The sequence below is a fragment of the Streptomyces sp. NPDC050211 genome, assembly GCF_040656035.1.
GTDB lineage: Bacteria > Actinomycetota > Actinomycetes > Streptomycetales > Streptomycetaceae > Streptomyces.
Window position 1 is genome coordinate 113,913 of the sequence record NZ_JBFALC010000001.1, and the last position, 19,660, is coordinate 133,572.

Sequence of the window (19,660 nt, forward strand, 5' to 3'; positions counted from 1 at the left end):
CCGCCGCCCGTCGACCGGACTCGGCCAGAATGAAGGCCGTGGGCGGGCTGCTGGAGGGGCGGGTGCCGGGGGTGGACGACGACCGATGGCCGGGCCCTGTCGAGGTCGGGCTGCTGGGGCCGATCGAACTGTACGTCGAGGGCCGGAGGCTGCCTCTGTCGAGCCTGCCGCAGCGAGTGGTGCTCGCCCGTCTCGCGCTCCGGCCCCGGCAGGTCGTGCCGGTCACCGAGCTGATCGACGCCCTCTGGGAAGAGGAGCCCCCGCGTGGCGCCGTCGGAAATCTGCACAGTTACGTCTCCCGGCTGCGGCGGGCGCTGGGCGGCGACCGGATCGGGCGGGAGCCCGCGGGTTACCGGCTGCACGTGACGGCGGACCAGGTCGACATCGGCCGGGTCGAGCGACTGGCCGCCGAGGCCCGTACGGCCGCCGTGACCGAACCGGAGCGCGGGGCCCGGCTGCTCGGCGCGGCACTCGGTGTCTGGCGCGGCGATCCGCTCGCGGACCTCGCCGACCGGGCGGCCTTCGCGCCCGAGCGCACCAGGCTGAGCGAATGGCGCCAGCAGCTGCGGGAGGAGTGGTTCGAGCTTCGGCTCGCGGCCGGCGAGGCTGACGACGTGCTGCCCGAGCTGGAGGAGGCCGCGGCCGCGGAACCGCTGCGGGAACGCGTCCAGCTGCTGTGCATCCGGGCCCGCCACCAGACGGGCCGGACCGCGGAGGCGCTCGCCGCCGTGGAGGCCTACCGTGGCCGGCTGGCCGAGGAGGTCGGCCTCGACCCCGGCCCCGCCCTGGCCGAGCTACGGCAACGGCTCCTCACCGACGATCCCGGGCTGCGCCCACCGCGGCGTGGGCCCCAGGACCCGGCTCCGGTATCCGGCCTGCGGCTGCCCGCCGACCGGTTCGTGGGACGCCGGCCCGAGCTGGCGGAGGTGCGGGCCGCCATCGGCGCGCACCGCGTGGTCACCGTGGTGGGCCCGGGCGGCGTCGGCAAGACCCGCCTGGTGCTGGAGCTGCTGGCCCGGCACGCGTGGGAGGCGCCCGTCCACCTGGTCGGGCTCGCCGAGACGTCCGTGCCCGCGGAGACCGCCGCCGCGGTGGCCGCCGTGCTGCGGCTGCGCGCCGCCCCCGAGGGCGCGGTGACCGCCGTCGCCGACCGGCTGGGCCACTCCCCGGCCCTGCTGGTGCTGGACAACTGCGAGCACCTGCTGACGGCCGTGCGTGAACTCGTCGCGGAGCTGCTCGCGCGCTGCCCGGCGCTGCGGGTGCTGGCGACGTCCCGGCAGCGGCTGGGTGTGCCGGGCGAGCGGCTGATCCGGCTGGGGCCACCGCCGGAGGCCGACCAGGTGGAGCTGTTCTGCGACCGGGCGGCGCTGCTGCGTGACGGTTTCCATGAGGACCTCAAGACAGCGGGCCCCAAGACCGAACTGGTCGCGGAGATCTGCCGGATGCTCGACGGCCTGCCCCTTGCCGTGGAACTGGCGGCCCACCGGGAGGCGGTGTTCGGGCTGCGCCAGCTCCGGGAACGGCTGTCCGCGGGGATCGACGTACTGGAACCGGCGCGCGGCGGCGACCGCTCGACAGCGGTCACCGCGACCGTCGAGTGGTCCCGTCTGCTGCTCGACCCGGACGCCCGGGACCTGCTCGACCGGCTCTCCGTGTGCCGCGGCGGTTTCCCCGCCGAGGCCGTCGACCAGCTGGCGCCGGCCGGAGCGGCCAACCCGGCGGCGCTGCTCGCCGAGCTGGTGGACGCCTCCCTGGTCGGCTGCGACCTCACGGCGGAGCCGCCCCGCTACTGGCTGCTGGAGACCGTACGCCACGTCTGTGCGCGGCATCTGGCGTCCGACGGGGCCGCCGACGCGCACGCGCGATGGATGCGCGCGCACGCGGAACAGGTGCACCGGTTGCGGCGTGAGCGCTCCCCCGCTGCCGCGGTGCTGTTCCGCCGCGAGGCCGCCAACACGCATCAGGCGCTGTCCTGGCTGATCGACTCGGGCCGCGGGCGGGAGACGGCCCGGCTGGGGATCATGACCGTCTTGGCGCTCGCCGACGACCCCGACCTTCCCTTGCTCGGACTGTTGCGCGGTCTGAATCCCGCCGAGCCCGGTACCCCTTCCGGCGACGACACCCAGGCCGTACTGGCTCTCACCGTGGGTGTCACCGCTTGGATGACGGGCGACGGGCGCACCGCCGACCGGCTGCTCGGCGCTGCCGTCGAGGCGCTGCCGAGCGGTCATCCGTACCGGTGGATCGGGTGCTTCTACCGCCTGACCAACCGGCTGTTCCGGGGTGATGTCGCCGGAGTCGAGGCGGACGCCGCGGCCCTGCTGCGGGACCCGGCCGCGCCGGGCTGGGGAAAGGGTTCCGCCGTCTGCTGCGCGGCGCTGGTCAGGGAGTTCTCCGGGGATCACGAGTCCGCCGAGCAGTGGCTGGCGCGGCAGGAGGTGCTCCTCACCGAGGTGAGCAGGGTCGACGGATTCGTGACGTACACACGCGGCGAGCTGGCTGCCGAACGCGACCCGGCCCGTGCGCTGGCCTGCTTCGAGCAGGCGTACCGGCAGAGCGTGGTGCAGGGCAACACCTACGTCCGGGAACTGGCCGAGATCGGGCGCGCGGCCGTCCTCATCCGGCTGGGTCGGCACACCGCGGCCGTCCCCGCCTGCCGTGACCTCGTCAGGAGCCTGCGCCATGTCGGGATGTGGCCCCAGTTGTGGATGGTGCTGCGGCTCGCCGCCGAGCTGCTGGTCGCGCTCGGCGAGCACGCCACCGCGGCCGCCCTGCTCACCGCCGCCGACAACGACTTGCTCGCACCCGCGGTGCTGGGCACCGACCGGGACCGGCACGCGGCACTGTGGACCCAGATCGCGGACCGGCTCGGCCCGGAGGAGCTGGAGATCCACCGCGCGCAGGGCCGCACGGACGGCCGAACCGGCGCCGCGGAACGAGCCGTACGAGCGCTGCGGGACTGGCAAAGTCCGGTGCCATAGAGCGCCCCGTAAGGGGCGCGGGGCTGTATCGATATGCGGCTCCGCCGCGGGGCGCGACCAGCCCCCACCGGCCCGCGGTGAACGTCCCGCCTATCCAGCGGAGCGCGCGGCAAGCCGTCGGCAAGCACTCAGCAAGCGGCCCCCGCCACGGTGGACCCATGACAACGACAAACCAAGCAACCGTGGCCGAGCAGGACACCGAAGCCCAGGTCGAGGCCTTCCTCGGCCGGCTCATCACCGACTTCGCCGGCGCGGCCGGCACCGCGATGACGATCCTCGGCGACCGGCTCGGCATCTACCGGGCGATGACCGGCGCCGGACCGCTGTCCGCGGCCGACCTCGCGAAGACGACCGGTCTGCATCCGAGGCTGGTCACCGAGTGGCTCGCCGCCCAGACCGTCTCCGAGTACGTGGTCCACGACGTGCGGGCCGATACGTACGAGCTGCCCGCCGCCCACGCGGCCGTGCTGGCGGACGTGGACTCCCCCGCGTACGTCATCGGCGCCGCCGACGTCATCGCGGGCCAGTACCTGGCGCTGGGCGACCTCGAACACGCCTTCCGCACGGACGGCGCCCTCGACTACAGCGCGCAGCACCCGTGCGTGTTCAGCGGTGTGGAGCGGTATTTCCGCACCGCGTACGTCCACCAGATCGCCGCGGCCTGGTTCCCCGCGGTGCCGGGCCTCGTCGAGCGGCTGGCGCGGGGAGCGCGGGTGGCCGACGTGGGCTGCGGACACGGGGTGGCGGCCCTGCTCGTCGGCGAAACCTGGCCCGCGTCCACGGTGACCGGCTTCGACGCACACGAGCCGTCGATCGCCCAGGCCCGCGCGAAGGCCATCGAGGCCGGCAGTCCCGGCAACGTCTCGTTCCGCGTGGCCGACGCGGCGGGGATCGGCCCCGGCCCGTACGACGTGGTGGTGTTCTTCGACGCGCTGCACGACCTCGGTGACCCGCCCGCGGCCCTGCGGCGGGCCCATGAGGTGCTCGCGGAGGGCGGGATCGTGATCGCCGTCGAGCCGTGGTCGACGGACCGGATCGAGGACAGCATCGGCAATCCGCTGGCCCGTATCGACTTCGCCGCCTCCACCGCCCTGTGCACGCCCGGCTCGCTCGCCCAGCCCGGCCGCTACGGTCTCGGCACCCAGGGCGGTCCCGCCAAGCGCGTCGCGCTGCTCGCCGAAGCGGGCTTCCGCGAGGCGGCGCTGGTCGCCGACACCGGGTTCAATCTGGTGCTCGCCGCCGTCAAGTGAACCGGCCGTGGGTGGACGGGCCGGACCCGTCCACCCACAGAGACACCTCAGGCACCCGGCGTGTACGCCTCCGCGACCGACGACGCCTCCGCCTCCCGTACGACCTTCATGCCGCCCGTCACGCTCTTGTCCGGCTGCAGGATCACACTCTGCCGGGACGAGGGGGCCTTCGGGTCGGTGAAGTCCTGGAGGATGCCGAAGCCGGCGTCGAAGGCGTCGATCGTCAGCAGCGCCTTGTCGACGCCCGCGCGGGTGAGGTCCTTGCTCGCGCAGGCCTTCTTCAGGGCCTCGCCGAAGACGGAGACGGCCGTCCAGCCGGCCACCACGCCGTTGTCCAGCGCGTCCTTCGGATGGGCCGCCCGGTAGTCCGCGACGAGCTGCTTGGCCTCCGGGGTGTCGGCGCCGATGGGCAGTGCCGGGGCGGCCACCCAGTAGTTCTTCGACAGGGCGGGGCCCGCCTGGGTGGCGAGCAGCTGCGGGGCGAAGGCGGAGTTGTTGCCGACGACCGGGACGCCGAAGCCGCTCGCCGCCGCGACGCCGACGAGGGAGGCCGCCTGGCGCGGCCCGGCGCTGATCACGACCGCCTTGACGCCCGCCTTCTTCAGGGCGGCCACCTGGGCGGTCATGTCGTTGTCCGTCGGCTTGATCTTCTGCTCGACGACCGTCAGGCCGGATTCCTGCGCCATGTGCTTCGAACCGACCAGGGCGCTCTCGCCGTAGTCGCCCTCGAAGTAGACGTGCCCGATCTTGTCGCCCTTCTTGATCCCCTTCTCCTTCATCAGGAAGTCGACGGCGTTGATCGTCTCGATGTCGTACGTCGATCCGATGACGCGGATGTACGGGCTGCCGAGCAGCGAGTGCGCCCATGCCTGCGGCAGCACCAGGCCCTTGTCCTGGCCGTCCACGCGCTGCTTGACCGCGGCGACGAACGGCGAGCCGATGAACTGGGTGAAGCCCAGGACGTTCGGCGCCAGCTCCGTGTACCCGGACACGGCCTTCTGCGGGTCGTAGCCGTGGTCGCGGACGGAGAGGGACACTTTGTAGCCGCAGACGCCGCCCTTGGCGTTCAGCTGCTTCACATAGAGCTGCTGCGCCTGGGTGACGCTCTTGCCGAGGGTCGCGTAGACGCCGGTCATGTCCGTGAGCACACCGAGCGTGATCGTCTTGCCGGAGATCCCCTCGCCGGTCTTCACACCGCCCGCGGCGCCCTCGCCGTCGCCGTCGTCCTTGGCCTTGGAGCTGCAGCCGGCCAGCACGAGCAGCGCGGCGAGCGCGCCCGCGGCGACCCTGGCCGCATACGTCGTGGTCATCGTTCCTCCCCTGGATTGCGTGGGACGCGATTCCGGGCGGCGAGCCTGACCAGGCCGCCCGGCAGAAAGAGCACCACCGCCACGACGGCGGCGCCGTACAGGTACCGGGACGCCTCGCCCGGTGCGATCCCGCCCGTGCCCGGGTCGGAGACCAGCGGGAGCGCGTCGCTGTAGCGGGTCAGCAGCTGGGGCAGCAGCGAGACGAACGCCGCCCCGAGCACCGCTCCCCGGACCGAGCCGAGCCCGCCGATGACGATCATGGCGAGGTACTCCAGCGAGAGCGTGATCCCGAAGTAGTCGGGCACGGTCCGCTGGAAGACCAGCGCGAGCAGCACTCCGGCGAGGCCCGCGTACATCGAGGACAGGACGAAGACGGCGGCCCGGTAGCGGGCGACGGGCACGCCGATCACCCCGGCCGCGATGCGGTGGTCACGGATCGCGTTCATGGCCCGGCCCGGCCTGCCGCGCAGCACTCCGCGGGCGAACAGCGCGCAGCCGAGCAGGACGACGAGTCCGGCGTACCAGAGCTTCTCGGCGGAGCCGAACGGCACGTTGGCGACGAGGAGTTCGCGGTCGTCGAAGGTGAGGCCGAAGAGGTTGAGGGCGGGTACGTCGCGGCCGTTGAAGCCGCCGGTGAGGTCGCGGGCGTTGAACAGCACATGCTGGCCGATGAAGATCAGCGCGAGGGTCGCGATGCCGAGGTAGGCGCCGCGCAGCCGGCCCGCGATGGGGCTGAAGAGGCCTCCGGCGGCTCCGGCGACGAGGGTGGCGAGCACGGCGGCGAGCCAGGTCGGCAGGGAGAGTCCGGTGAGGCCGTCGCGTCCGTCGCCGGCGAACACGCAGTAGCCGTAGGCGCCGACGGCCAGGAAGAAGGCGTGGCCCATGGAGAGCTGGCCGGTGGCGCCGGTGAGCAGGTTGATGCCGATGGCGCCGATCGCGGCGGCCATGGCGAACAGGCCGGCCTGGAGCCAGAAGCGGTCCAGGTAGAAGGGCAGGGCGAGCAGCAGGACGGTGCCGCCGCCCCAGACGTAGGTACGGGTGCGGGTGAACCACATCGGCCGGGTGCTGCCCGCGAGAGCCTCAGACACGGGCGAGCTCCTTCGTGCCGAACAGCCCGGCGGGCCGGATGAGCAGGATCGCGAGCATGACGAGGTAGGGCGCCAGGTCGCCGAGGCCTCGGCCCAGGAAGGTCAGGTCGCTCTGGTAGCCGGTGGCGAGGGATTCGGTCACGCCGATGATCAGTCCGCCGACCAGGGCGCCCGTCGTCGAGTCGAGGCCGCCGAGGATCGCCGCGGGGAAGGCCTTGAGGGCGGCGAGGGAGGTGGCCCGTTCCAGGCCGGGGGTCGGGAAGACGGTGAGGAAGAGGGCGGCCACGGCGGCGAGTCCGCCCGCGACGGCCCAGGCGCCGAGGGACACCCGGCCGAGCCTGACTCCCATGAGGGCGGCGGTCTCCGGGCTCTCGGCCGCCGCGCGCATCGCAACGCCCCAGGTCGTGTAGCGGAAGGCGAGCAGGAACGCGGTGATGAGCAGGGCAGCGGCGACGAAGGCGGCGATCCGGGTGTGGGCCAGGGAGATCGGGCCGAGGGTGAGGACGGCGTCGCCCCAAGGGTCGCCCAGCGTCAGGACGTCCGTGCCGATGCGCCGGGTGAGTTCGGTGGTGAGCAAGATGTCGACGCCGATGGTCACGATGGCCAGCACGCTCTGGTCGCTGCCCCGGTAGCGGCGCATCACCAGGAACTCCACGGCCGCACCGACCAGCGCGGCGCCCGCGATACCGGCCAGCAGCGCGGGCCAGAACCCGATGTCGTCGTGCAGGACCGCGGTGACGTATCCGCCGGCCAGCAGCAGTGAGGCGTGGGCGAAGTTGACGACCTCCGTGGCCCGGAAGATCACCACGAACCCGAGGGCGATCAGCGCGTAGACGGAGCCCAACGAGACGCCGTTGAGCAGGAGTTCGGCGAAGGTGCTCACGACGCGGCCTCCTCGCCGAGGTAGGCACGGACGACGGCCGGGTCGTTCTGTACGTCGGCCGGAGCGCCGTCCGCGATCAGCCGCCCGAAGTCGAGGACGGTCACCGTGTCGGCGAGCCTCATCACCACTCCCATGTCGTGCTCGACCAGGACGATGGAGATCCCGAGGCTGTCGCGGACCCCGGCGATGACGCCCGCGACCCGGCGCCGCTCGTCGGCCGTCATGCCGGCCACCGGTTCGTCGAGGAGCAGCAGCCGGGGTTCCATGCACAGCGCGCGGGCCAGCTCGGCGAGCTTCTGCTGCCCGTACGGCAGGGAGCCCGCCGGCCGGCCGAGGTGGTCCTCGAGGCCCACGAACGCGGCGATCTCCCGGACGCGTGCACGGTGCCGGCGTTCCTCGCGCCCGGCCGACGGCAGCCGCAGCCCCGCGGCGACGAAGCCGGTCCTCGTCAACCGGTGCCGGCCCAGCAGCAGGCTGTCCTCGACGGTCGCGTGCGGCGGCAGGGCGAGGTTCTGGAAGATGCGGGCGACGCCGAGCACGGCGATGCGGTGCGCGGGCATGCCGGTCAGCTCGTGTCCGCCGAAGCGGACGCTGCCCGAGGTGGCCCGGTAGACCCCGGACAGGACGTTGAAGCAGGTCGACTTGCCTGCCCCGTTGGGTCCGATCAGGGCGTGGACGGTGCCGGGGCGCACGGTGAAGGTGACGTCGTCCAGGGCGAGGAGGCCCGCGAAACGGACGGTGAGGTGGTCGACGTACAAGGTCTCCATGTCAGCCCTCCCATCTGGGCAGCGCCGGGTGGGATCGCGCGGCGCCCGCCGCGTCGGCGGCCGCGTCCTCGTCGACCACGCCCAGGTAGCGGCGCCGCACCTCGTCGGAGGCGGCCAGTTCGGCGGTCGGACCGGAGAGCGTGACCTCGCCGACCTCCAGGACGTGGGCATGGGTGGCGAGGCGCAGAGCGAGCGCCGCGTTCTGCTCGACCAGCAGGACGGAGGTGCCCTGTTCGTTGATCTCGCGCACGGTGTCGGCGATCCGCGCGGCCATCAGCGGAGCCAGGCCCAGCGACGGCTCGTCGAGCAACAGCACCTTCGGTACGGCCATCAGGGCGCGGGCGACGGCGAGCATCTGCTGCTCACCGCCCGACAGCAGCCCGGCCCGCTGCTGGGCCCGCTCGGCGAGGACGGGGAACAGCTCGTGGACACGGCGCAGGGCGGCGGCCCGGTCCGTGCGACCGCCGGCCGCGCCGAGCGCCCCGGCCCGCAGATTGTCCGCGACGGTCATCCGGGCGAACACCCGCCGCCCCTCCGGCACTTGGGACACCCCGGCGGCCACCACCCGGTCGGGCGCGAGCCCGTCGATACGGCGTCCGCCGAGCGTCACGGTGCCGCCGGTCGTCGCCCCGCCGTGGAAGGAGAGCGTGCGGCTGACCGCCCGCAACAGCGTCGACTTCCCGGCACCGTTCCCGCCGAGGACCGTCACCACGGCCGCCTCCGGCACCTCCAGCGACACCCGGCGCAGTGCGCGCACCGGGCCGTATCCCACCGACAGGTCCCGTACGACCAGATCGGAGCCCCCCATGGCACCGCCCCCTTCCTCCGCCCTGTGTGGCGCTCACCCCAGCACCGGGTGGGGTGTCCGTCCACGGGTCGCGGCCGAAACGCTGCTGGTGACCAGCGAATACGGCCGCCCGTTGTGCACGCGCACAACACTGCGTGTCAGGGGCCTGCCCAAGCCGGGCGGCCGGTGGCATCCTCCGGCCATGGGAGCGCGCAGAAGGCGTACCGGTCATGACTGGAAAGTGCTCGCGGAGTCCTGCACGGCGCTCCTGGAGCGGCTGCCGGAACTGGTCGACGAGCATCTGCGGCTGCTGGCGGAGCACTCCCCCGTCTACGACCAGGTCCTGCCGTACGACCAGCAGTGGCGGGAGGCGGAGGAGGCGATGCGCATCGGCATCGAGACCATCTCCGCACCCCGCGACGCACCGCGCCGGGACCTGAAGTACGCGGAGGAGGCGGGTCAGCGGCGTGCCCAGCAGGGGCTGCCGCTGGAGCTGCTGGTGCACGCGTACCGAAGCGCCGGCTATCTGGTGTGGGACGCCCTGCTGGAGGGCGCCGGGGGCCAGGAGCCCGAGCGGCTCGGGGTGCTGATGCGCTCGGCGACGCTCGTGTGGGCGGCGATCGACGCCCAGACGGCCGTGGCGTCGGAGGCGTACCGGGCGACCGAGATGGAACTGCGCCGGCGAACCGACGAACAGCTGCACGCGCTGCTGGACGCGCTCCTGGAGGGTCAGGAGACGCCGGGCCTCGCCGCCAGGGCCGCGGCGGGGCTCGATCTGCCGGAGCGGGGCGCGTACGCCGTGGTGGTGCTGCGCACCGAGCGCCGCGACGCGCGGGAGGCCTTCCACCGGCCGCTGCCGGCCGCCGGGTACCGGTTCGTCTGGCGGATGCGGGCGGACCGCGAGGTGGGCGTGGTGCTGCTGGGCCCCGGCCAGGACCTGGACGCGGTGGCGCGGCTGCTGAGCGGGCGGTGCTCGGGCCCGGGCGGGATCAGTCCCGTCGTACCGGGCCTGGCCGAGCTGGGCCGGGCGCGACGCCTCGCCGAGCTGGCGCTGCGCACCTGTCCGCCGGACGCCCACGAGGTCGTACGCCTCGACCAGCGCATGCCCACCGCCCTCGTGGTGAGCCAGCCGGAACTCGCGGCCCGGCTGGTCGCGGACGTCTTCGGCGCGCTGATCAGTCTGGAACCCCCCGACCGCGCGGTCCTGCTGGAGACGCTGGACATATGGCTGGCCTGCGAGGGCTCGGCAGGCCGCGCCGCCGGCCGCCTGTACTGCCACCGCAACACGGTCTTCAACCGGCTACGCCGACTGGAACAGCTGACGTCCAGATCCCTGGCCCGCCCGAGGGACCTGATCGAACTGACCCTGGCATTGGACGCGTACCGACTGTCGGGCACGACGGCTACAGACCGACCGGCGTAAGCAGAGCGCCCCAAAGGGGCGGGGGGAACTGCGCGACCAGCCACAACGGACCCGCAGCCGACCGACGACCCGCCTAGCTAAGGAAATCCCGGCCGATGTTCTCCGCGACACGCTCCAGAATCGGGCCGGCATCCGCAATGCACTTCGCCACGTCCGGCTCGACCTCCGTCAGCGGATACGCCCGCCGGATCCCCGCCCGCCCCAGCGCCTCCGGCGGAAGCGCGAGACGCCCGCACACCGCGACGACCTCCTTGCCCTGAGCCCGGGCCGCCGCAGCGACCCCCGCCGGGGCCTTGCCGTGCAGCGTCTGCTCGTCGAGGGAACCTTCGCCGGTGATCACCAGATCGGCGCGGTCCAACGCCGGTGCAAAACCGAGGACGTCCAGCATGACCTCGATGCCGGGACGGAAGCGCGCGCCGACGATCAGCGCGCCGTAGCCGATGCCGCCGGCCGCGCCCGCGCCGGGCGACGCGGCGTACTCGGCCGCCTTCGGGCCGATCGCCGCCTCCAGGGTCTTGGCGTAGTGCGCGAGGGCCTCGTCCAGCGTCTGTACGTCGTCCGGCGAGGCCCCCTTCTGCGGGCCGTACACCGCCGGTGCGCCCTTCGGCCCGGTCAGCGGGTTGTCGACGTCGCTGGCGAGCACCAGCTCGACCTCGCCGAGCCGCGGGTCCAGGCCGGACAGGTCGGCCGACGCCAGGTCGGCCAGTCCGCCGCCGCCCGGAGACACCGGCTCCCCGTCCGCCTCCAGGAAGCGCGCGCCGAGCGCGGACAGCATCCCGGCGCCGCCGTCCGTGGTCGCGCTGCCGCCGACGCCGAACACGATCGTGCGGGCGCCCGCGTCCAGCGCGGCCCGCAACAGCTCGCCGGAGCCGTACGTCGATGCCGTGAGCGGCGCGAAGACGCCGGCCGGCAGCCGCTGCAGCCCGCTGGCCTCCGCCATCTCCACGACCGCGGTGTCACCGCGCAGCGCGAACGCGGCCGTCACCTCGTTCCCGAGGGGGCCCGCGACCCGTACCTCACGCCGCTCGAACCCGGCCGCGACCGCCGCGTCGACCGTTCCGTCGCCGCCGTCGGCGACCGGCAGCGCCTCGACCTGGAGGCCCGGCACGACCTTGCGCAGCCCGGCCGTCACCCGCTCGGCGACCTCGACGGCCGTCAGTGACCCCTTGAACTTGTCCGCGGCGATGAGGACCCTCTGGGTCCCCCTGCCTGCAGCGTTCGCCACCTTTGCATCCCCTTGCTCTACGGGCCTCGCACATGTCAAGGCCAGTCGCGCCGCTGTGACCTTAACCGGAGCAACCCCCAGCCGTCATGCCCCGACCGGAGCCTGGGACACCGCTGGGAACCCGCTGTGCGAGCCTCCGGAACCCCGAGCGGGCCCGCCCGGAATTGGGTAAACCGGTCTTATGACCCCTGTGGGCACTGAGCACGAGCTCGCGGACCGCATCCTCGGGGGCTGGCTGGGCCGGATCGCGGGCAACATGCTCGGCAAGCCGGTCGAGCAGGGCGACCTATGGACGCGGGACCGTATCGACCGATATCTGCGGCAGGCCGCCGCCCTGCCCCTCACCGACTATCTGCCCGAGCCGGTCGACGAGAGCGACGGCTTCGAGCTGCGGCCCGAGTGGCGCCAGTGCGTCCGGGGCCGTATCCACGGCAGCTGCCGTGACGACGACGTCGACTACGCGATCCTCGGCCTCGACCTCCTGGAGACCCACGGCTTCGGCTTCAGCACCGAGCAGGTCGGCGACCTGTGGCTGCTGCGCATGCCCTATCTGCAGACGTTCACGGCCGAGCGGGCGGCGTACCGGAACCTCGCGAACGGGCTCAAGCCGCCGCTGACGGCCACCGTCGACAACCCGTACCAGGAGTGGATCGGCGCCCTCATCCGCGCCGACATCTACGGCTGGACCTGCCCCGGCGTCCCCCGCCGCGCCGCCTCCCTCGCCCGCCGGGACGCGGTGCTGTCGCACACCGGCAACGGCGTGTACGGCGCGATGTGGGCGGCCGCGCTGATCGCGGCGGCGTTCACCGCGCCCACGGTGCGGCACGCCGTGGACGAGGCGCTGGCCGTGATCCCGGCGAGCAGCCGCATGGCCCGCACCGTACGCCGTGTCCTATCGCTGCACGACACCCGGATGACCTGGGAGGACACGCTCACCACCGTGTCCGAGGAGACCGCCGGGCTGGGCTGGATCCACACCGTCCCGAACGCCGCCGTGCTCACCGCCGGGCTCCTGTACGGCGACGGCGACTTCACCCGCACCATCACCCTCACCGTGCGCGGCGGGCTGGACACCGACTCCAACGGCGCGACCGCGGGCTCGGTCGCCGGGGTGCTGACCGGGGCGGACGCGATTCCGGAGCAGTGGAAGAACCCGCTGGAGGACACGGTCCGCAGTGCGGTGTTCGGCTTCGACGGGGTACGGATCAGCGAACTGGCGGAGCGGACGGTGCAGTTGGCCGACGGCGAGTGAGGATCAGGGCGCGACGTACCCGTCACACGAGTCCGAGGAGCGGCCGTAGCAACTGGTTACCCTTCCTGCGTGACCACTCCAGACTTCGCCACGTACATCGCGGGCCTGCCCCGTGTCCTCGCCGGGGCCGCCGCTCTCTTCCGTGACGCCGAGGGCCGGGTGCTGCTCGTAGAGCCCAACTACCGTGAGGGCTGGGCGCTTCCGGGCGGCACGATCGAGTCCGACGACGGGGAGACCCCACGGCAGGGCGCGCGCCGCGAGACCGCCGAGGAGATCGGCCTCGACGTCGAACTCGGCCGCCTGCTCGCGGTGGACTGGGTGCACGGCACGGCCCGCCCGCCGCTCGTGGCCTACCTCTACGACGGCGGCGTCCTCGGCGAGGAAGACTTCAAGGCCATCCGTCTACAGGAAGAGGAACTCCTGTCCTGGCGCCTCGTGCCCCGCGAGGAACTCACCGCCCACATGCCGGGCGCCCTGGGCCGCCGCGTCCTGGCCGCCCTGGACGTCCTGGCGGACGGCTCGGGCACGGCGGAACTGGAGAACGGCCACCGCGTGAGCTGACGAGCCCGGCATCGAGCGAGACGGTCACCTCGGCCATACGCGGACCCCTCAATACCCGGTCGCCGCCACCGGCACCCCCGTCCTACGCTCGGTGCCATGACCAAGCCCCTCGTCGCCATCCTCAGTGGCGCCGGTATCTCCACCGACTCAGGAATCCCTGACTATCGCGGCCCCAACGGGCTGTGGCGGCGAGATCCGGAGGCCGAGAAGCTCGTGACGTACGAGTACTACATGGGCGACCCGGAGATCCGGCGCCGCTCGTGGCAGATGCGGCGCAAGAACCGGACGCTGAAGGCCGAGCCCAACGCGGCGCACCGGGCCGTGGCCGAGCTGGAGAAGTCCGGAGTGCCGGTCAGGGTCATCACGCAGAACGTCGACGGGCTCCACCAGCTCGCCGGAGTGCCCGCCCGCAAGGTGCTCGAACTCCACGGCAGCGCGCGCGGTTTCGTGTGCACCGGGTGCCAGGCCCGGGGCCCGATGGAGGACGCGATCGCCCGTGTCGAGGCCGGCGAAGAGGACCCGCCGTGCCTGGAGTGCGGCGGCATCCTCAAGTCGGCCACCGTCATGTTCGGCGAACGGCTCGACCCGGCCGTCCTCGGCGAGGCCCTCGCCATCACCAAGGCCTGCCAGGTCTTCATCGCCGTCGGCACCAGCCTCCAGGTCCAGCCCGCGGCCGGACTCGCCGGCATCGCCGCCGATCACTGCGCACGGCTCGTCATCGTCAACGCCGAGCCGACGCCGTACGACGAACGCGCCGACGAGGTCATCCGGGAACCCATCGGCACCGCATTGCCCGCACTGATGCACCGGCTGGGTGCGGATCATGACCTCTGAGCGTGGCTGAGATCCACCTGTACGACCCTCACGCCCGCTTCCTCCAGCGCCGTGCGGGTCGCACCGTCCGACGTCGCATTGGTCACGACGACATCCAGTTCCTCGGGGCCGCAGATCTTCACCATGCCGGTGCCGGGGAACTTGCTGTGGTCCGCGAGGAGCGCCACCTTGTCGCTGGCGGCGATCATGGCGCGTCGGGCGGGTACCTCGGCGACCGTGGTGTCCATGACCTGGCCGCCGGAGCGGACGCCACAAGCACCCATGAAGAGCCAGTCCGCGTGCACCTGGCGGAGGTTGTCCTCGGCCATGAAGCCGTCCGTCATGCGTGATTCGCGTATGACCATGCCGCCGAGCAGCATCAGTTCGACGCTGTCGTCCTGGACGAGTTCCTCGTACACCACGAGGTTGTTGGTGATCACGGTGATCCGGCGCCCGTGCAGGCGACGGGCCAGCCGGTGGACGGTTGTACCGGAGTCGAGGATGATCGACTGGCCGTCCTCGATCAGCGTGGCCGCGTGGGCGGCTATCGCGTCCTTCTCGGTCACATTGGCTTCGGCAGCCTCGGCGAACGGTGCGGGATCCTCTTCGATGACCGCTCCCCCGTGGACCCGGGTGAGCAATCCGTCCTCTTCCAGCTTGAGGAGGTCGCGGCGGACGGTCGCGGCACTGGCTCCCAACTGACCGGCAAGATCCGTCACGGTGACGGTGCCGCCGGATCTCAATGCCCGCAGGATGAGTTGGTGTCGTTGTTCAGCCAGCACGCAACGGAACACTACACACGGTGGTCAGAACAGCGCCGCCCCGCCCTCGAACTCCAGCAGTCGGCGCTTGCGTTCCAATCCGCCGCCGTAGCCGGTGAGGCTGCCGCTCGCGCCTACGACGCGGTGGCAGGGGACGATGATGCCGATGGGGTTCTTGCCGTTGGCGAGGCCGACGGCGCGGGAGGCACCGGGGTTGCCGAGGGCGTCGGCGAGGTCGCCGTAGGAGCGGGTCTCGCCGTAGGGGATCTTGCGGAGCTGGTCCCAGACGGTGCGTTGGAAGGGGGTGCCGTGCAGGCGGAGTTCGAGGGTGAATTGCGTCAGCTCGCCTGCGAAATAGGACTTCAGTTGGTCCTCGGCCTCGGAGAACAGGGTGTCTTCTCGCGAGCCGAAGGACTCCTCCGGCGGGCGGTGGCGCTGGTCGGTCATGTAGAGGCCGCACAGGACGCCGTCGTCGGCGACGAGGGTCAGGGGGCCGTACGGGCTGTCGATCACGGTGTGCTGTTTCACTGCAAGACCCTTAGACAGGAAGGAAGTTGATCGGGTGGCTGTCGGTCGCCCACAGGTACTGGACCGCGTACGCCCGCCACGGCGCCCATGCCGCCGCCCGTGCCGTGAGGGCCGCGGGAGTGGAAGGCAGGCCCAACTCCTGGGCGGCGCGGCGGATTCCGAGGTCCGTGGGGAGGAACGCGTCGGGGTCGCCGAGGGCGCGCATGGCGATGACGTCGACCGTCCAGGGGCCGAAGCCCGGCAGGGACAGCAGGCGGGTACGGGTTTCCGTCCAGTCGTTGTCCACGCCCAAGTGCACATTGCCGTCGGCCAGTTCGCGGACCAGCGTCGTGAAGGTCGTACGGCGGGTGCGTGGCATCGCCAGCGACTCCGGGTCCAACGCGGCCAAGGCCTGAGGTGACGGGAACAGGTGCGTCAGGCCGCCTTCCGGGTCGTCCACCTGCTCGCCGTGGGCGGTGACGAGGCGGGCCGCGTGCGTGCGGGCCGCCGCAGTGGAGACCTGTTGGCCGAGGACCGCGCGGATCGCGAACTCGGCCTCGTCCACGGTGCGCGGGACACGGCGGCCGGGGGCCTTGTCGACGAGGGGCGTCAGGACCGGGTCCGCGCGGAGCTGCTCGTCCACCGCCACCGGGTCCGCGTCCAGGTCCAGCATGCGACGGCACCGGCTGATCGCGACGGGCAGGTCACGCAGGTCACTGAGGGTGAGACGGCAGGCGATGTGGTCCGGCTCGGGAGTCAGGGAGACGATTCCATGGCCGTACGGCAGTCTGAGCGTCCGGCGGTACGCGCCGTCCCGCCACTCCTCCACCCCGGGTACGGCGGTGGCCGCGAGGTGGCCGAAGAGGTTGTCGGGGTTGAGGGGGGCGCGGAAGGGGAGGCGGAGGGTCAGCACGCCCCGCGTGCCCTGAGCGCCGCGGGACATGGGCACGCGGGTGCGCAGCTCGCTCGGGGAGAGGGCGAAGACCTCGCGCACGGTGTCGTTGAAGGTGCGGATGGAGGAGAAGCCTGCCGCGAAGGCGATCTCCGCCATCGGCAGCGGAGTCGTCTCGATCAACAGCCGTGCCGTCTGGGCGCGTTGGGCGCGGGCCAGGGCGAGCGGTCCCGCGCCCAGTTCGGCGAGGAGCTGGCGTTCGACCTGGCGGGTGCTGTAGCCGAGGCGGGCGGCGAGGCCGGGGACGCCCTCGCGGTCCACCACGCCGTCGGCGATCAGCCGCATCGCGCGTGCCACGAGGTCGGCGCGCTGGTTCCACTCCGGGGAGCCGGGGCTGGTGTCGGGGCGGCAGCGCTTGCAGGCCCGGAAGCCGGCCTGCTGGCAGGCGGCGGCGCTGGGGTAGAAGGTCATGTTCTCCGGCTTGGGCGGCACGACGGGGCAGCTGGGCCGGCAGTAGATACGGGTGGTGAGGACGGCCGTGAAGAACCAGCCGTCGAAGCGCGCGTCCTTGGACTGGACGGCACGCACGCACCGCTCCCAGTCGGTGTGCATCGCGTTCTGCATGCCTCCAAGCATGGGTCACCGCCCGGCCCCCTGGCTGGCGAGAATCCGACATGGACCTCGCGTGCCCTGGGGCCGGGCGGATCACCTGCCGTTATGCCGTGGCCGGCTGCCGGCTCACCCGCAGGGACAGGGCCCGGCTGTAACGCCGTAGCAGCAGGATCGCCGTCGCGGCCAGTCCCGTCAGCAGCCCCAGCCAGACACCCACCGTGTCCCAGTCCGCCAGACTGCCGAAGATCCAGGCCGCGGGCAGCCCGATCAGCCAGTAGCCGACGAGGGTGATACGGAAACCGCTCTTGGTGTCGTCGAGGCCGCGCAGCAGACCGACGCCGATGTTCTGCGCGCAGTCGAAGAACTGCAGGACGGCGGCGACGAGCAGCAGGTTCGTCGCGATGTCCTCGGCGTGGGACGACGGGTCCAGGAAGGGACGCAGGACCAGCCCGGGGATGGTCAGGTACAGCACGCCGACCACCGCCATCACCGCCGCCGCGCACGCCAGCGCCGTGTTCTTGATGCGCTGCGCCGCGTCGACCCGGTCGAGGGCGAGTTCCCGGCTGACGTTGATCGACGCGGCGTGGGACAGGCCGACGGCGATCTGGAAGACGATGTAGATCAGCTGGTTGACGGCGGTGTGGGCGGCCAGCGCGGCGCTGCCGAACGTGCCGATCAGCAGGGCGACGACGGAGAAGAACCCGGCCTCGGAGCCGTAGGTGGCGGCGATCGGGACACCCAGGCCGGTCAGGCGGCGCAAGGTCGCGGGGCGGGCCTTCCAGATGCGGAAGTCCAGCAGCGGGGCGAGCTGCGGGTCGCGGCGGGCGGAGGCGTACAGGGCCACGCAGGTCAGCGCGTACACCAGGGACGTGGAGATGCCGATGCCGGGCAGGCCCAGCTCGGGCAGGATCCATGTGCCGTGGATGAGCGCCCAGTTGAGGCCGGCGTTGACGGCGACGGACGCGATGGTGATCTGGAGCAGGGCCTGGGGGCGGCGCATGCCGACGGTGAACTGGCGTATCGCCTGGAACCACAGGCAGGGGATCAGCCCGGGGGCGAGCGCGAGCAGCACCGGCCAGGCGGTCTCGACGACCTCGGGGTCCTGGCCGAGGAAGGCGACGACCTGCCCGATCAGCAGGATGACGACCGCGCCGACGACCCCGGAGAGGGTGGCGAGCGCGAGGGCGGCGCGTACGACGTCCCGGACCTCCTCGGCCGCCTCCTCCGAGAGCTGCTCGTCCTCGGCGTGCGCGGAGGCCGCGGAGACCTGGTTGCCGACGGCGGTGACCATGCCGACGCCCATGGTGCGCAGCTGGTTGAAGATGACCATCGCCAGGCCGCCGCCGGCCAGGGCCTCGGTGCCCATCAGGCCCATCATCACCGTGTCGGTGGTGGTGAGGGCGACCTGGGCGAGCTGGGTCAGGGCGAGCGGTACGGCCAGGGCGGCCAGCGCGCGGCTGTCGCGCAGCAGGGCGGTGAGCTGTGTCGGCATCGGTGTCAGTTCTCGCGAAGTTTGGTCAGCAGCTCGTCCACCTCGTGCTCGATGTCGGGGTCGATGAGCCGGCGGGCGTTCATCCAGTCGTCGTTGAAGACGGTGTCCATGTATTTCTCCCCGCCGTCGTTGATCAGGGCGACCATAGTCATGCCGGGGGCGAGCGCGGGCATCCGGGTCAGCGCCTCGTACACCACCCCGCCCGCGGAGCCGCCGATGAGGAGCCCGAGGCGGCGGGCGAGGACCCGTGCGGTGGCGAACGCCTCGGTGTCGCCGACCTTCGCGCCCTCGTCCAGCAGGTCGTAGTCGACCATGGCGCCGATGGTGGCGCCCTCGGGGGTTCCGGTGCCGGACTGGTAGTAGTCGTGGGCGGGCGGCCCGAAGGCGATCGACCCCTTGGGCTCGACCCCGACGATCCGCACCCCGGGCACGGTCCTGCGCAGCTCTCCCCCTGTGCCGAAGAGCCCGCCGCCGGTCCCTACGGCGCCTATCAATATGTCGATACGGCCGTCCAGGGCGGCGTCGAGTTCATGGGCCACGGGGTGGTAACCCACGCCGTTGGCCGGGTTGTTGTGCTGCTCGGTGAAGTAGGCGTTGTCGCTCTCGGCGGCCAGCTTCTCGGCGAACTCCTCACGGGCGGCGGTGGCCAGCTCCTCGTCGCCCTCGTCGGCGACGTAGACGAGTTCGGCGCCCAGCGCCTTCATGCCGCGCAGCTTGTCGGCGGCGGCGTGGTGGTCGACGACGGCGGTGAAGGTGTAGCCGCGTTCGGCGGCGATCACGGCGAGGCCGAGGCCGGTGTTGCCGGAGGTGGACTCGACGATCCGGCCGCCGGGGCGCAGCAGTCCGCGGTCCTCGGCGTCGAGGACCATCTGGCGGGCCATGCGGATCTTCGCGGTGCCGGTGGGGTTGAACTGCTCGAGTTTCAGCAGGAGTCGGCTGCCGTCGCCGGTGCGGCACAGCTCGAACAGGGGGGTGTGGCCGATGAGGTCGGAGACACGGCTGACCACGGCGGGACGCGAGAGCGCCTTGTCCATCGGATGGCTCCAGGGTTCGGGG

At 72.4% G+C, this 19,660-nt stretch carries 17 protein-coding genes; 6 read left to right on the forward strand and 11 right to left on the reverse strand.

The window, feature by feature from the left end:
- Window positions 1–38 precede the first annotated feature (38 nt).
- On the forward strand, window positions 39–2,981 hold the full coding sequence (locus AB0I98_RS00505) for a BTAD domain-containing putative transcriptional regulator (RefSeq protein WP_362933028.1): 2,943 nt from the start codon (window positions 39–41) through the stop codon (window positions 2,979–2,981).
- A 158-nt stretch (window positions 2,982–3,139) separates the two neighbouring features.
- Window positions 3,140–4,231 carry a class I SAM-dependent methyltransferase gene (locus AB0I98_RS00510; protein WP_362933031.1) on the forward strand — a complete coding sequence of 364 codons (1,092 nt, stop codon included), beginning with the start codon at window positions 3,140–3,142 and terminating at the stop codon, window positions 4,229–4,231.
- Window positions 4,232–4,278: 47 nt separating this feature from the next.
- On the opposite strand, the gene AB0I98_RS00515 is transcribed toward AB0I98_RS00510, so the two are convergent.
- Genes AB0I98_RS00515 through AB0I98_RS00535 form a run of 5 tightly spaced genes read right to left on the reverse strand, consistent with a single transcriptional unit; the run spans window position 4,279 to window position 9,087 of the window.
- Complete coding sequence (locus tag AB0I98_RS00515) at window positions 4,279–5,541, reverse strand: ABC transporter substrate-binding protein (RefSeq protein WP_362933034.1); 1,263 nt, start codon at window positions 5,539–5,541, stop codon at window positions 4,279–4,281.
- On the reverse strand, window positions 5,538–6,596 hold the full coding sequence (locus tag AB0I98_RS00520; RefSeq protein ID WP_362933747.1) for a branched-chain amino acid ABC transporter permease: 1,059 nt from the start codon (window positions 6,594–6,596) through the stop codon (window positions 5,538–5,540). Before AB0I98_RS00520 ends, AB0I98_RS00515 begins: the two co-directional genes overlap by 4 nt.
- A 25-nt stretch (window positions 6,597–6,621) precedes the next feature.
- Window positions 6,622–7,512: a branched-chain amino acid ABC transporter permease gene (locus tag AB0I98_RS00525; RefSeq protein WP_362933037.1), complete on the reverse strand. Its 891-nt coding sequence runs from the start codon at window positions 7,510–7,512 to the stop codon at window positions 6,622–6,624.
- Window positions 7,509–8,279, reverse strand: coding sequence for an ABC transporter ATP-binding protein (locus AB0I98_RS00530; protein WP_362933040.1), 771 nt, complete (start codon window positions 8,277–8,279; stop codon window positions 7,509–7,511). Before AB0I98_RS00530 ends, AB0I98_RS00525 begins: the two co-directional genes overlap by 4 nt.
- A gap of 1 nt (window position 8,280) precedes the next feature.
- Window positions 8,281–9,087, reverse strand: coding sequence for an ABC transporter ATP-binding protein (locus AB0I98_RS00535; RefSeq protein ID WP_362933043.1), 807 nt, complete (start codon window positions 9,085–9,087; stop codon window positions 8,281–8,283).
- 181 nt (window positions 9,088–9,268) lie between these two features.
- Between AB0I98_RS00535 and AB0I98_RS00540 the strand changes: the two genes are divergently transcribed.
- Window positions 9,269–10,489 (forward strand): helix-turn-helix domain-containing protein, encoded by a 1,221-nt coding sequence (locus AB0I98_RS00540; protein ID WP_362933046.1) that lies wholly within the window; start codon window positions 9,269–9,271, stop codon window positions 10,487–10,489.
- Between the two features lie 73 nt (window positions 10,490–10,562).
- On the opposite strand, the gene AB0I98_RS00545 is transcribed toward AB0I98_RS00540, so the two are convergent.
- Window positions 10,563–11,714 carry a glycerate kinase gene (locus AB0I98_RS00545; RefSeq protein ID WP_362933049.1) on the reverse strand — a complete coding sequence of 384 codons (1,152 nt, stop codon included), beginning with the start codon at window positions 11,712–11,714 and terminating at the stop codon, window positions 10,563–10,565.
- Window positions 11,715–11,895: 181 nt separating this feature from the next.
- On the opposite strand from AB0I98_RS00545, the gene AB0I98_RS00550 reads away from it, so the two are divergent.
- The 3 genes from AB0I98_RS00550 (at window position 11,896) to AB0I98_RS00560 (ending at window position 14,361) form a co-directional block, all read left to right on the forward strand.
- Complete coding sequence (locus AB0I98_RS00550) at window positions 11,896–12,966, forward strand: ADP-ribosylglycohydrolase family protein (RefSeq protein ID WP_362933052.1); 1,071 nt, start codon at window positions 11,896–11,898, stop codon at window positions 12,964–12,966.
- Between the two features lie 69 nt (window positions 12,967–13,035).
- On the forward strand, window positions 13,036–13,527 hold the full coding sequence (locus AB0I98_RS00555) for an NUDIX hydrolase (protein ID WP_362933056.1): 492 nt from the start codon (window positions 13,036–13,038) through the stop codon (window positions 13,525–13,527).
- 96 nt (window positions 13,528–13,623) lie between these two features.
- The gene (locus AB0I98_RS00560) at window positions 13,624–14,361 is read left to right on the forward strand and encodes a Sir2 family NAD-dependent protein deacetylase (protein WP_362933059.1); all 738 of its coding nucleotides are present in this window, start codon (window positions 13,624–13,626) and stop codon (window positions 14,359–14,361) included.
- On the opposite strand, the gene AB0I98_RS00565 is transcribed toward AB0I98_RS00560, so the two are convergent.
- The 5 genes from AB0I98_RS00565 to AB0I98_RS00585 all read right to left on the reverse strand — a co-directional run bounded on the left by AB0I98_RS00565 (window position 14,349) and on the right by AB0I98_RS00585 (window position 19,638).
- Entirely contained in the window at window positions 14,349–15,122 is a 774-nt protein-coding gene (locus AB0I98_RS00565) for a DeoR/GlpR family DNA-binding transcription regulator (RefSeq protein ID WP_362933062.1), read from the reverse strand. The two genes, AB0I98_RS00560 and AB0I98_RS00565, sit on opposite strands and share 13 nt — an antisense overlap.
- Window positions 15,123–15,146: 24 nt before the next feature.
- On the reverse strand, window positions 15,147–15,629 hold the full coding sequence (locus AB0I98_RS00570) for a methylated-DNA--[protein]-cysteine S-methyltransferase (protein ID WP_362933065.1): 483 nt from the start codon (window positions 15,627–15,629) through the stop codon (window positions 15,147–15,149).
- Between the two features lie 10 nt (window positions 15,630–15,639).
- Complete coding sequence (locus tag AB0I98_RS00575) at window positions 15,640–17,112, reverse strand: AlkA N-terminal domain-containing protein (RefSeq protein WP_362933749.1); 1,473 nt, start codon at window positions 17,110–17,112, stop codon at window positions 15,640–15,642.
- Between the two features lie 103 nt (window positions 17,113–17,215).
- The gene (locus AB0I98_RS00580; protein WP_362933068.1) at window positions 17,216–18,604 is read right to left on the reverse strand and encodes an MATE family efflux transporter; all 1,389 of its coding nucleotides are present in this window, start codon (window positions 18,602–18,604) and stop codon (window positions 17,216–17,218) included.
- Between the two features lie 5 nt (window positions 18,605–18,609).
- Window positions 18,610–19,638 carry a cysteine synthase family protein gene (locus AB0I98_RS00585; RefSeq protein WP_362933071.1) on the reverse strand — a complete coding sequence of 343 codons (1,029 nt, stop codon included), beginning with the start codon at window positions 19,636–19,638 and terminating at the stop codon, window positions 18,610–18,612.
- Between the last annotated feature and the right edge of the window lie 22 nt (window positions 19,639–19,660).

Bases quoted from the DNA above. Each gene is read 5' to 3' on its own strand.
- AB0I98_RS00510 (WP_362933031.1), top strand. From the start codon at position 3,140: ATGACAACGACAAACCAAGCAACCGTGGCCGAGCAGGACACCGAAGCC.
- AB0I98_RS00520 (WP_362933747.1), bottom strand. From the start codon at position 6,596: ATGTGGTTCACCCGCACCCGTACCTACGTCTGGGGCGGCGGCACCGTC.
- AB0I98_RS00530 (WP_362933040.1), bottom strand. From the start codon at position 8,279: ATGGAGACCTTGTACGTCGACCACCTCACCGTCCGTTTCGCGGGCCTC.
- AB0I98_RS00515 (WP_362933034.1), bottom strand. From the start codon at position 5,541: ATGACCACGACGTATGCGGCCAGGGTCGCCGCGGGCGCGCTCGCCGCG.
- AB0I98_RS00560 (WP_362933059.1), top strand. From the start codon at position 13,624: ATGACCAAGCCCCTCGTCGCCATCCTCAGTGGCGCCGGTATCTCCACC.
- AB0I98_RS00580 (WP_362933068.1), bottom strand. From the start codon at position 18,604: ATGCCGACACAGCTCACCGCCCTGCTGCGCGACAGCCGCGCGCTGGCC.
- AB0I98_RS00550 (WP_362933052.1), top strand. From the start codon at position 11,896: ATGACCCCTGTGGGCACTGAGCACGAGCTCGCGGACCGCATCCTCGGG.
- AB0I98_RS00575 (WP_362933749.1), bottom strand. From the start codon at position 17,112: ATGCACACCGACTGGGAGCGGTGCGTGCGTGCCGTCCAGTCCAAGGAC.
- AB0I98_RS00535 (WP_362933043.1), bottom strand. From the start codon at position 9,087: ATGGGGGGCTCCGATCTGGTCGTACGGGACCTGTCGGTGGGATACGGC.
- AB0I98_RS00540 (WP_362933046.1), top strand. From the start codon at position 9,269: ATGGGAGCGCGCAGAAGGCGTACCGGTCATGACTGGAAAGTGCTCGCG.
- AB0I98_RS00585 (WP_362933071.1), bottom strand. From the start codon at position 19,638: ATGGACAAGGCGCTCTCGCGTCCCGCCGTGGTCAGCCGTGTCTCCGAC.